This is a genomic window from Flavobacterium anhuiense (assembly GCF_050990855.1).
Taxonomy (GTDB): Bacteria; Bacteroidota; Bacteroidia; order Flavobacteriales; family Flavobacteriaceae; genus Flavobacterium; species Flavobacterium anhuiense_C.
This window is the reverse complement of record NZ_CP158861.1, coordinates 4603936-4615556: the sequence shown is the minus strand read 5'-3', so window position 1 is coordinate 4615556 and position 11621 is coordinate 4603936. Positions and strand designations below refer to the sequence as shown.

Below are 11621 nucleotides of genomic sequence, written 5' to 3'. Positions count from 1 at the left end.
GAACCCATGAATAGTAAATTCGAAGAATTAAAAGCAAACGTGCAGGAAATCATTGATTTGATTGCGGCGAAAAACGACAGAGAAGCAAACAACAAATTATTGGAAGTAAGCGAGACATTAGACGAAATGATTGATTTTGCGGAAGAAGATGAAGAAGTTCGCGAAATTACGCGTTATCAAGTTTTATTGAATCAGCTTCACGTTAAAATTAATGGAGAAGAGCCAGTTGATGGAGAGTAAAAAATGCTTTTGCGACACAGGACTGCTTTTTGAAAATTGTTGCGGATTATATCTCAACAACAATCAAAAAGCGCCTTCAGCATTGACTTTAATGCGATCAAGATATTCGGCGTACGCCGCGCATAATGCCGATTATTTGATGGAAACCACTTATGCTTCTGAACGAAAATATTATTCAAAACCTGAAATTTTAAGATGGGCTGTTTCGAATAAATGGCAGAAATTAGAGATTTTGAGTTCTTCTGAAAATACGGTGGAATTCAAAGCTTACTTTTTAGATTCAGACAATAAACCGCAAGTGCATTACGAATTTTCTACTTTTAAATTTGAAAATGGTGCTTGGTATTATTTGGACGGAAAGTTTGAATAATTATTATATCTAACACTGTTAGTCTCTATTTTTGGTTAAATATTTTAACTAAAAATTAATAAACGATTCGTTTTTCATAATTCTAAAAAGATGTAATTTTAGATTTATGAAAAACGAATTTAAAAAAGGCTTTTATTTTAAGACTTACGAAGCTCCTTTTCAGTCTCCGTTTGACAAACTTTTTACGATTTTTAAAGAGTTAATCACCCATACTTCGGGCGATTTTGATGAAGCCATAAGCTGGCTTCGGGAACTGGATATCGAATACAAACTTACCGACGAAAATTATACTATTGACGATTTTATCGAAGACCTGAAGAAAAAAGGGTACATAAAAGATGAAGTAAAAGGCGATGGAAGTAATGGTTTTGGAATAACTGCGAAAACCGAAAGAGCAATTAGGCAACAAGCTTTAGATCAGATTTTTGGAAATTTGAAAAGATCTGGAAGCGGAAATCATAAAACAAAACACGCTGGAAACGGCGACGAACATACTGGCGAATTCCGTGAGTTTAATTTTGGGGATAGTTTAGAAAGAATTTCATTAACTGAAAGTCTTCGAAACGCTCAAGTTAACAACGGAGTTGAAAGTTTTATGCTTACTGAAAATGATTTGGTTGTAGAAGAAGCACAGTACAAAGCCCAAATGAGTACAGTTTTAATGATCGACATCAGTCACAGTATGATTTTGTACGGCGAAGATCGAATTACGCCAGCCAAAAAAGTAGCAATGGCTTTAGCAGAATTAATCACAACAAGATACCCTAAAGATACGTTAGATATTTTAGTTTTCGGAAATGATGCTTGGACGATTCCAATTAAAGATTTGCCTTATTTACAAGTTGGTCCTTATCATACCAATACGGTGGCAGGTTTGCAATTGGCGATGGATATCCTTCGCAGAAAGCGAAATACCAACAAACAGATTTTTATGATTACCGACGGAAAACCAAGTTGCGTTCGCGAACGTGATGGATCTTATTATATGAATAGCAATGGTTTAGATGAATATATTGTCGATAAATGTTACACACAAGCGCAACAAGCTAGAAAACTTCATATTCCGATTACGACTTTTATGATTGCACGAGATCCGTATTTGCAGCGTTTTGTAAATCAGTTTACCGAAGCAAATCAAGGAAAAGCATTTTATACGGGACTAAAAGGTTTGGGCGAAATGATTTTTGAGGATTATGAAGCAAATAGGAAGAAGAGAGTTCGCTAGAAGGTTCTGAGTTGCTAAGATTCTAAGATTCTAAGTTGCTGAGTGACAAAGTGACAAAGAAAAAAAGTTTTTTTGCGACTGAATATACGCACTGCAGTGCGTCTGCGCAAAGTAAAAACACAATATTTTCTCTTTCGAAAAAAATAAAAAAATAAAAATTTACATTTCAACACAATGGAAATAAATACTATAAAGACCTTTGGTCAATTAAAAGCCGCTGGATATAAAACTACAAGCATAAAAGACGAATTGCGTAATAATCTTCGTGAGAAAATCAAATCGGGTAAACCTGTTTTTGAAGGGGTTCACGGATTTGAAAATACCGTAATTCCAGAATTGGAACGCGCGATCTTATCGCGTCATAATATTAATTTACTTGGACTTCGCGGTCAGGCGAAAACGCGTTTAGCTCGTAAAATGGTGGAGTTGTTAGATGAATATATTCCGTTTGTGGAAGGTTCAGAAATTAACGATGATCCGTTAAATCCGATTTCTCGTTTTGCAAGAGATTTAATTGCTGAAAAAGGAGATGAAACTCCGATTTCTTGGTTGCACAGAAGCGAACGTTTCTTTGAAAAACTGGCAACTCCAGACGTAACGGTTGCAGATTTAATTGGAGATGTTGACCCAATTAAAGCGGCGAATTTAAAATTATCTTATGCAGACGATCGTGTAATTCACTTCGGAATGATTCCGAGAGCGAATCGCTGTATTTTTGTAATCAATGAATTACCCGATTTACAGGCTAGAATTCAAGTAGCCTTATTCAATATTTTGCAGGAAGGCGATATTCAAATTAGAGGTTTCAAATTGAGAATGCCTTTAGATATGCAATTTGTTTTCACGGCAAATCCAGAAGATTATACCAATAGAGGAAGTATTGTAACGCCTTTAAAAGATAGAATTGGTTCTCAAATTTTAACGCATTATCCTGAAAGCATTGAGATTGCTAGAACGATTACAGAACAAGAATCAAAATTAGATCAAAATCAAACTGATGTTGTTTGCGTTCCAAGTTTGGCGAGAGATATTTTAGAGCAAATTAGTTTTGAAGCTCGTGAAAGCGAATACATCGACAACAAAAGCGGTGTAAGTGCGAGAATGAGTATCACAGCATTCGAAAACCTAATTAGTACAGCAGAACGTCGCGCTTTGATTTCTGGTGTTGATAGAACGACTTTACGTTTATCTGATTTTGTCGGAATCATTCCAGCAATCACAGGAAAAGTAGAATTGGTTTACGAAGGAGAGCAGGAGGGAGCCGATGTTGTGGCAGAAACTTTGATTGGTTCTGCAATAAAAACATTGTTTCCAGAATATTTTCCTAAAATAGAAAAACTAGAAAAGCCAGACGAAAAAACGCCATATTCTGATGTTGTAGAATGGTTTTTCGCGGAAAGCGGATTTGAGTTATTAGATGATGCTTCAGACAAAGAATACAAAGCTATTTTAGATGAAGTAACTCCGCTTGACGAATTATTAAAAAAATACCAGCCTCAATTGGCAAAAGAAGATGTGTATTTCATGAAAGAGTTCATTCTTTGGGGATTGGTTGAATATAAAAAACTGAGCAAAGACCGTTTTGCAAAAGGAAATCAGTTTAGGGATATTTACGGAAGTTACATTAGTAAATTCTAAGGTTTAGAATTGATCTGTATAATATCTGCTTTAATCTGCGTGAAAAATCTAAGCGTAAAATTATTTCACGCTCCCGATAACTATCGGGATAAAAGGATTTTAGCAGATTAAATTAGATTTTTTTACTAAAAACCTGAATATACAATCTGGTCTAGCTGGTTTTTTAAAACCGGCTGGGCTTTTTTGTTTTACAATAGTTACTTTTACAGTCCAAAAATAAATTTATGTTGTTCCTTATATTAAGTATTCTTTGCAGTGTTATTGTGGGTGTTATATTCAAAATTTCTAGAAAATATAATGCTAATCCTTCGCAAATCATTTCGTTTAATTATATCGCTGCAATTACGCTTTGTTACTTTACTTTTACGCCAGATCTTAACGCATTAGATCATAATGCGCCTCTTGGGATTTATACTTCTGTTGGAATTTTGCTTCCAATATTATTTCTCTTTCTAGCGCTTTCCATCAGATATATGGGAATTGCAAAAACCGATGCGGCACAAAGGCTATCATTATTTATTCCGATTTTGGCGGCTTGGCTCTTGTTTAATGAAGGATTTAATACCTATAAAACAATTGGTGTTCTAGTAGGTTTCACGGCACTTTTATTCATCTTAAAAAAGCCGTTAGACAATACAGAAAACAAATGGATTTATCCAGCGGCAGTTTTAGTTGGTTTTGGAATTATTGATATTCTTTTCAAGAAAATCGCTTTATACACGGTCGTTCCTTACACAACCTCTTTGTTTTTTGTTTTTCTAATTGCTTTCGCGGTTTCTATTCTTATTGTTGCATATAAGTCATTTATAGCGAAAGAAAATTTCGTTTTAAAAAGCATTCCTTTTGGGATATTAGTTGGAATCTTCAACTTCGGAAATATATTATTCTACTTAAAAGCACATAAGGCATTCGCAGAAAATCCTTCAACCGTTTTTGCAGGAATGAATATGGGTGTAATTATTTTAGGAACGCTGATAGGAGCTTTTTTCTTCAAGGAAAAACTATCTAAAATTAATATTTTGGGATTGGTTTTGGCTTTATTGGCTGTTGTTTTTATCTTTTTGTCACAATTGCAGTAATTTTTTTTAAACGGTAAACCTTTGATTTTTAAATGATTTAATGTTGTGTTTTTAATTAATTGAATTTAATTCTACTAATTCTATAGAATTTATAAATATAATTTTGTAGCTTTGTCTCAACAATGAAAAACTATAGCCAAAATAGTATGACGTCTTTCAATTGCAGCTTTGCGATGTGCTGTATGATGAATCACGTTTTGAAATGGCGTTAATAGAGAAAGTACTTGTTAGTTATTTTTTTTTTTTAGCCTTTCATTGCACCATGAAAGGCTTTTTTTTGAACCAGTTAAAAAATCTAGATATGAGAACCAATAGAAATATGAAAATTTTGATGCGCAGATGCCTGATAAAGATTCCGTGTTGCGTCAGTTTTACGAGATAAAGCAAATGGCTTTTCTCAACATAAGATTTTCAATAGATATAAAAAGATAACCCAAACCTAAAACTATATAGTATGAGTTCAGAAATTATAAAACACAATCCGTTTCAATCGATGATTGATCGCTTTAATATTGCTGCAGATATTTTAAACTTAGATAATTCTATCAGACAAAAATTGCAGCGTCCAGAAAAACAAATCACTGTAAACTTCTCTATCACTTTGGATAACGGAAACGTTCAGAATTTTGAAGGATATCGTGTAATTCACAACACAGCTTTAGGGCCTTCAAAGGGTGGAATTCGTTACGATACTGCTGTGAATATTGATGAAGTAAAAGCACTTGCCGCCTGGATGACCTGGAAATCTGCTGTAACTGGAATTCCCTTTGGTGGTGCAAAAGGCGGCATTATTTGCGATCCGAGAAACCATTCAAAAACAGAATTAGAAAAAATTACTAGAGCGTATACCAAAGCTTTAGCCGATATTTTCGGACCAGAAAAAGATGTTCCTGCTCCAGACATGGGAACAGGGCCTGACGAAATGGGCTGGCTAATGGATGAATTTTCACTATTGCATGGAAGGCCAATTCATGCTGTAGTAACTGGAAAACATCTACATTCTGGAGGATCGCTAGGTAGAGTAGAAGCGACAGGAAGAGGAGTAAGCATTATTACGCTTTTAGCACTTCAAAAATTGAAAATCAGACCTGCAAGAGCTACGGCTGCCATTCAAGGTTTTGGAAATGTCGGATTACATTCTGCTTTATTTCTGCACGAAAAAGGAGTTAAGATTGTTGCCGTGAGCGATGTTTCCGAAGCATTTTACAATCCGAGTGGAATTAATATTCCGGAGTTGATTTTGTATTATAATTTGAATAACAAAACCATAAAAGGTTATCCAAATTCGGTTGCCATTAAGCATGAAGACTTGTTGCTTTTGGATGTTGATGTTTTGATCCCGGCTGCAAAAGAAGATGTAATTACACAGAAAAATGCGAAAGATATTCAAGCAAGAATTATTATTGAAGCAGCAAACGGACCCGTTTCTTCAGATGCCGATCAAATTTTGCACGATAAAAATATATTAGTTGTTCCTGATATTTTAGCCAATGCAGGCGGTGTTACCGTTTCTTATTTCGAATGGCTTCAGAATTCGCTTTTAGAGTCTTGGAGAATTCACCAGATTAATAAACGTCTGGAAGATATTTTAGAGAAAGGTTTTGATACTGTTTTTAGAGTTGCAGTAAAACACAACGTAACGCCTCGTATCGCAGCTTATATTATTGCTTTAAAAAAAGTAGCCGAAACACAATCGGTTAAAGAAGTTGCCTTGGAAGCTCCTTTATTTAAGCAGAATTAAAAATCAGGTTTACTCCGTAAAAGATCATTTTCGTTGATTACGTTTTTTGCCTCCCGCAAAGAACTTAATTGATGGAAGTGTCTTTTTCGTTTGCTGTTCAATATAATTTTTAGAATCGAAAAGTATCTTACAAATGAAAAATATCAATTTCCTGGCCTTTGCCATGCCGGCCTTTTTTCTTTTTTTGTTTTTGGAATATAAGCTTGCTCAACGCAAAAAAAAGCCTGAAATTTTTAATTATGAAAGTTCTGTTTCTAATATCTCGATCGGAATTGCAGAGCGTTTGATTAACCTATTTGTCGCGGCGAGTTTTTACCAATTGTATTATTTGATTTATGATGATTATAGAATATTTGAGATTCCGAGCAATGCTTTAGTATGGTTTGCTTTAATTCTCGCCACCGATTTTGTCTGGTATTGGTACCATCGATTGGGGCATGAAGTCAATTTTTTCTGGGCAGCGCATATTGTGCATCATCATAGTGAGGAATTTAATTTTACTGCCGCTGCTAGAATTACTACTTTTCAAGCTATTATTCGAACGGGATTTTGGTGCATTTTACCTTTAATTGGTTTTCACCCCGCTATGGTTATTGCCATGCTGATTGTTCACGGTGCTTATTCTTTTTTTACTCATACACAGCTTATCGGAAAAATAAAATGGTTGGAATATGTATTTGTAACGCCTTCTGTTCATGGAGTTCATCATGCGTCTGACGAAAAATATTTAGACAAAAATTACGGCGATATGTTTACGTTTTGGGATCGCCTTTTTGGAACTTTCCAAACCGAAGAAGAAAAACCAAAATACGGATTAACGCATCCGCTAAAAAGCTATAGTTTCTTGTGGCAGCATTTTCATTATTACTTTGAAATCTACGAACTATGGAAACGCTCTAGCGGATTCAAAGCAAAATGGAATGCTGTTTTCGGAAGTCCAGCCGATATGGATCAAGATATTCGTCCAACTTTAGAAAAGCGTTTTCTGCAAGATAAAACAGCGCCAAATCAACGACTTCGATTTAAAAATTACCTTTATATTCAATTAGGAATTTGCACACTTATTTTAACTGTCTTTACCTATTATTTCGATTATTTAGAAAGCTTTGATAAGGTATTTGTGCTTTCGTTGGTGATTCTTACTTTAATCAATTGTGGCGCTTTGCTAGAACAACGAAAATGGATTTATTATCTGGAATATGCCCGTTTAGCTATGATTTCGACCTATTTTCTATACGAGAAAGATTTGCTAGTATTTTTCTTTGTACCGATTGCAATTATGATTTTTGTTGAGCAGTTATTTTCGTTGAGCAAGATTTATCAGAATACAATTTTGCAGTTAGAAAGTGCTGATTAAAAAATAGCTACGAATTCACGAATTTTCTTTTTCCAATCAATTCGTGTAATTATCACGCATAATTTCACGTATTATTTTTAAATAAAAATTCGTGAATTGCTTCTCCTATTCGCTGTCGCTCGGGTCGTGGCTAAAAAAAACTTAGAATCTTAGCATCTTAGAATCTCAGCAACTTAAATAGTCTTAATCTCCATAATCTTCTGCTCAAAAGTATCTTTAAAATCAGATTTGCTTTTAATCCTCGTTTTGTACGTGTAGATTGTAGCTACAGAAAGTTCCAAGAATTCTGCCATTTGGCTGCTGTCTTGAATTCCTAATCTATAAAGAGCAAAAATTCGCAATTCTGTATTCAAAAGTTCGCCTTTTTTAACGATGCATTTATGATCGTGTGGGAATAAATTATTGAAATCGGTTACGAATGTTGGAAACAGTTTCAAGAAGATTTCGTCAAATTGATGGAAGAGATTTTCTCGTTCTTCTTTTACATTATAACGTTTTAAACTGGCAATAACTTCATCTGTTTTTTTAGTGATGATTTTATGCAAGGTACTTTTCTGAATATGGTCTATTTTATTGATGAAAGCTGAAGTTGCTTTAATAAAATACGTAATGTATTCTTCTTTAATGGCGTTGGCTTCGCTCAAACTCACGTTCATTTCCTGTAATTGCAAGTACGAGTCGGCCATGATTTTTCTGGCTTTATTCTTTTCTTTTAATTGTTTGAAAATGATGCCGAGAAAAACAAAAATAATAACCGTAAGAATCGTTAGAAGAATAATAATTTTTTCCAATTTATCATTTTTATCCTTTACATTATTCAGCTGTGCTTTTTCTATAATAGGAAGAATGGACGAAATCTCAATTTTTCGGTGTCTTGCATTATAAAAAGTCGCATCATCCATGGCAATGTTGATGTATTCGTTGGCTTTGTCCAAATATCCCATTTTAAAGAGTTCATTGGCTAAATTTCGTAGGGCTACCGTTTCTTTGGTTGCATTTTTAACATCGGCAATGGCTGCTAGCGCCAAATATTGAATGGCTTTTTTGGTATAACCTCGTTCCGAATAAATATAGCCTAAACTCGAAGTTGCGATTCCGTAATAATCGGGAGGCAAATTGTAGTTGTTAATCCAGTAGCTGAAGGCAAATTCGGCACCGCGCCAATCTTGCTGTTTTAAGCGTTTTAAACTTTCAGCAGCCCAGTATTCATTTGTATTGGTTCCGATTAATTCTAACGCTTTTTTCAAGAAATGATTTCCTCGCTGTATATAATGGATATTAAACCGTTTATCGCTGCTATAATCGGCTAGATCGTAATAAGCACGCGCTTTAATGCTATAGTATTCAAACTCATTTTTGATATCCAATTTACTTTCATCAATCACATTTAAAGTATCAATTGCTTCTTTAAAAAGTCCAGAAGAAAGCAGAACAAAACCTTCTTTTATTCGACTTTTAGCTAAATACTTCGGATTTTTTAAAGCTTTAGCCTTAATTTTTGCTTCATCTAAATAATAATATGCCGAATCGTATTTAAACGATTTGTATTCATCAAATAAAGACATATAACAATTGTAGAGCTCTTCATTGTTTTGGCTAAGTGTGAATTTAGATACATTTTTCTTTAAAGCTTCTATTTTTCGATATTTCTGTTTCAGGTAAACGTCTTTTTTCAAGAGAACCTGATCTAATTCTTCTAAATAAGGATTAGTCTCTTTAGCAGTAAGAGAAAAAACTCCTAGGAAGAAAAGCAGCATCAATATTCTTCGCATGATTTGGTTTTGGTTTAGGGGAAAAGTTAGTTGGTTGATATAGTTAGGTAATTCGATTTAAAAATAAGAATAAGTTTGAGATAAAGCTAAATCTGTTTTTGCAACATCATGTAATTCGTTCAATAACATTGCTTTTGAAGGGGATTTTCAGATTGAAATAAGCAGTAAGTGTTAAAAACAGGTGATTTGTTTGCAATTATACAATAAAAACTGCTTATATATATGTATAGTGAAAAAAATATCATGATTATTTTGGATATTGTCATTTTTACCATTTGAAAACAGTCTTTTTTTATCTAAACAGCATCTTGATTTTTTACGTTTTGTTAAAAATGTAATTTATTGATATTCAGTATTTTATTGTTTTTTTTATTTGAATTTCATCTTGATTTTTCTCCGATTTTTTTTTTAGGATTTATTTAACGTCTAGTTTCGCTGTATCCTTTTGAAGGGGGATAACAAACTAACGAAAACCAAAAATTTATGAAATGTAAAAGTCTTTATTGGCTAGCTTTTATGATGTGTTTTTTTGCAATCGGATGCGATAACACAGATGACGGAAGCTACGTAGAACCAATTACCCTTTATGAAAAAGTAAATGGGAATTGGGGATTAACAAATCTGAAAATGGTTGATGAAGTTGCGAAAGCAAATAAGATCGAACCAAGCGAAGAAAATTTGAGTACTTATTTTAACTACGAAGATTTTAAAATCAAATTTAACGTAGATGAAAAGAACCAACCAACAAGCTATGAAGTAACAGGAAATGTTCCGCCGTTATTTGCTCCCAAAGGGTTTTGGGCACTTAGCTCAGCATTTCAATCGACTACTGGTGCTGGAACAAAAATCTATTTGTATAGCGATGCACAGAAAACGCAAAAAACAGATGAACTGAGCTTGATCGCGGTTCCAGGCAAAAGCAAAGAAATGCAGTTTCAATTGGCACATTCTTCTGGCGGTGTAGATTTCGTGTCATACGTGTTTAAATTAAATGCTATTAATTAAAAAGTAATATGAAAAAGTTTATATATACAATTTTACTTGCCTTGTTGATGGCTCCTAATTTTATTCAGGCACAAGAAGCCGCTGGAGCTGTTGGGCCAATGTCATCGTTTCCTGTTGTTTACAAATACGATGAAAAAGTTACTTGGTATTTTGATATGTCGGCATCTACATTTGCCGAAACAGAAGATTTATATATTTGGATTTGGTCTCCATCCGAGCCCGATGCTGGCAATTGGGAAAATTCTTCTGATTTTGCGAAACTGAAATACGAAGGAAATAAAATCTGGAGTTTTACTTTAACTCCAACAGTTTATTTTTCTAAAACTCCAGATGAAATTGCGGCAAGTGCAGGATTTTGGTTTCGTTTAAAAAACAAAAACGGATCGAAACAAAGTGATGTGGCAAATATGCCGTATACTGATTTCTCTTCTTTTTATACTTCGGGAGAGTTATTTAGGTCATATCCATCAAAACCGTTAATTGATAAGCCTGTAAGTATTTTATTTAATGCTAATCTTAACCCTGCATTTGCGGGCACTCCAAGTGTACATATGCATGCTGGTTTAAACGATTGGGCTATTCAGCAAATGTATGAAGCAGCAAAACCAGAGATTGCTGCAAAAACAAAATTGAAAGATTTAGGCAATGGTTTTTACAAAATGGATTTTGTTCCTAAGCAATACTTCAATGCTCCTGATGATTTTGTAATGGAAAAAATCAATTTTCTGATGGTAGCAGAGAATTGGACAGCAAACTCAGGCGATCAGGTTATTTATGCAGGAGAATTTATTCCGCCACCGCCACCAAGTTTTGCTTTCTTTCCATCACAAATCAGTCAGAAAGATTTTCTTGGAATGTCAAGAAAAAATAACGAAGCAGGTGTAACTAAATTAATCTACACTATTACAGCTGGATCAAAAACAATTTCTGGTGAGTTTACTGGAGGAACAGCAGAAATTAAGGGTTTTGTTAATCTAGTATCAGAATTAAATGGAGTTCCGAGTTTGAGTGAAATTCATGTTTTGGTAAAAGACAACAAAGACAAAACGATTTCGGATACGACGATTCCGCTAAAAACTTTAGATAAATAATCACTATTAAATTAAAACACCAATTCTAATGAAATGAGCATAAATGAAAAGTTGGTCGTAAAACCAACAGTTGATATGCGAATTACATATGACAAATAAAAAA

At 34.0% G+C, this 11621-nt stretch carries 10 protein-coding genes; 9 read left to right on the top strand and 1 reads right to left on the bottom strand.

The annotated features are described in order from the left end of the window. The first annotated feature begins 6 nt into the window (after positions 1-6). The 7 genes from ABTV69_RS19970 to ABTV69_RS19940 all read left to right on the top strand — a co-directional run bounded on the left by ABTV69_RS19970 (position 7) and on the right by ABTV69_RS19940 (position 7650). Positions 7-240 carry a hypothetical protein gene (locus ABTV69_RS19970; protein WP_095931642.1) on the top strand — a complete coding sequence of 78 codons (234 nt, stop codon included), beginning with the start codon at positions 7-9 and terminating at the stop codon, positions 238-240. Beyond that, positions 212-610, top strand: a complete 399-nt coding sequence (locus tag ABTV69_RS19965) for a YchJ family protein (RefSeq protein WP_433831943.1) — start codon at positions 212-214, stop codon at positions 608-610. Before ABTV69_RS19970 ends, ABTV69_RS19965 begins: the two co-directional genes overlap by 29 nt. Positions 611-716: 106 nt before the next feature. After that, positions 717-1835, top strand: coding sequence for a vWA domain-containing protein (locus ABTV69_RS19960; RefSeq protein ID WP_433831941.1), 1119 nt, complete (start codon positions 717-719; stop codon positions 1833-1835). A 174-nt stretch (positions 1836-2009) separates the two neighbouring features. Next, positions 2010-3473, top strand: a complete 1464-nt coding sequence (locus tag ABTV69_RS19955) for a magnesium chelatase (RefSeq protein ID WP_433831939.1) — start codon at positions 2010-2012, stop codon at positions 3471-3473. 224 nt (positions 3474-3697) lie between these two features. Next, positions 3698-4552: an EamA/RhaT family transporter gene (locus ABTV69_RS19950; RefSeq protein WP_433831937.1), complete on the top strand. Its 855-nt coding sequence runs from the start codon at positions 3698-3700 to the stop codon at positions 4550-4552. Between the two features lie 454 nt (positions 4553-5006). Further along, the gene (locus tag ABTV69_RS19945) at positions 5007-6293 is read left to right on the top strand and encodes a Glu/Leu/Phe/Val family dehydrogenase (protein ID WP_433831935.1); all 1287 of its coding nucleotides are present in this window, start codon (positions 5007-5009) and stop codon (positions 6291-6293) included. Positions 6294-6426: 133 nt separating this feature from the next. Next, on the top strand, positions 6427-7650 hold the full coding sequence (locus ABTV69_RS19940; protein WP_433831933.1) for a sterol desaturase family protein: 1224 nt from the start codon (positions 6427-6429) through the stop codon (positions 7648-7650). 173 nt (positions 7651-7823) lie between these two features. Here the strand turns inward: ABTV69_RS19940 and ABTV69_RS19935 are convergent, their stop codons facing one another. Continuing rightward, positions 7824-9422, bottom strand: coding sequence for a DUF6377 domain-containing protein (locus tag ABTV69_RS19935; RefSeq protein ID WP_433831931.1), 1599 nt, complete (start codon positions 9420-9422; stop codon positions 7824-7826). Positions 9423-9905: 483 nt separating this feature from the next. Here ABTV69_RS19935 and ABTV69_RS19930 point away from each other — a divergent pair, with 483 nt between their 5' ends. Both ABTV69_RS19930 and ABTV69_RS19925 read left to right on the top strand, forming a co-directional pair. Beyond that, complete coding sequence (locus tag ABTV69_RS19930; protein WP_433831929.1) at positions 9906-10427, top strand: DUF5004 domain-containing protein; 522 nt, start codon at positions 9906-9908, stop codon at positions 10425-10427. 8 nt (positions 10428-10435) lie between these two features. Next, positions 10436-11518 carry a hypothetical protein gene (locus ABTV69_RS19925; protein ID WP_433831927.1) on the top strand — a complete coding sequence of 361 codons (1083 nt, stop codon included), beginning with the start codon at positions 10436-10438 and terminating at the stop codon, positions 11516-11518. The last annotated feature ends 103 nt before the right edge of the window (positions 11519-11621 follow it).

Excerpts from the sequence above, each read along its gene's own strand:
- ABTV69_RS19945 (WP_433831935.1), top strand. The coding sequence starts at position 5,007 with ATGAGTTCAGAAATTATAAAACACAATCCGTTTCAATCGATGATTGAT.
- ABTV69_RS19955 (WP_433831939.1), top strand. The coding sequence starts at position 2,010 with ATGGAAATAAATACTATAAAGACCTTTGGTCAATTAAAAGCCGCTGGA.
- ABTV69_RS19940 (WP_433831933.1), top strand. The coding sequence starts at position 6,427 with ATGAAAAATATCAATTTCCTGGCCTTTGCCATGCCGGCCTTTTTTCTT.
- ABTV69_RS19930 (WP_433831929.1), top strand. The coding sequence starts at position 9,906 with ATGAAATGTAAAAGTCTTTATTGGCTAGCTTTTATGATGTGTTTTTTT.
- ABTV69_RS19970 (WP_095931642.1), top strand. The coding sequence starts at position 7 with ATGAATAGTAAATTCGAAGAATTAAAAGCAAACGTGCAGGAAATCATT.
- ABTV69_RS19965 (WP_433831943.1), top strand. The coding sequence starts at position 212 with ATGGAGAAGAGCCAGTTGATGGAGAGTAAAAAATGCTTTTGCGACACA.
- ABTV69_RS19950 (WP_433831937.1), top strand. The coding sequence starts at position 3,698 with ATGTTGTTCCTTATATTAAGTATTCTTTGCAGTGTTATTGTGGGTGTT.
- ABTV69_RS19925 (WP_433831927.1), top strand. The coding sequence starts at position 10,436 with ATGAAAAAGTTTATATATACAATTTTACTTGCCTTGTTGATGGCTCCT.
- ABTV69_RS19935 (WP_433831931.1), bottom strand. The coding sequence starts at position 9,422 with ATGCGAAGAATATTGATGCTGCTTTTCTTCCTAGGAGTTTTTTCTCTT.
- ABTV69_RS19960 (WP_433831941.1), top strand. The coding sequence starts at position 717 with ATGAAAAACGAATTTAAAAAAGGCTTTTATTTTAAGACTTACGAAGCT.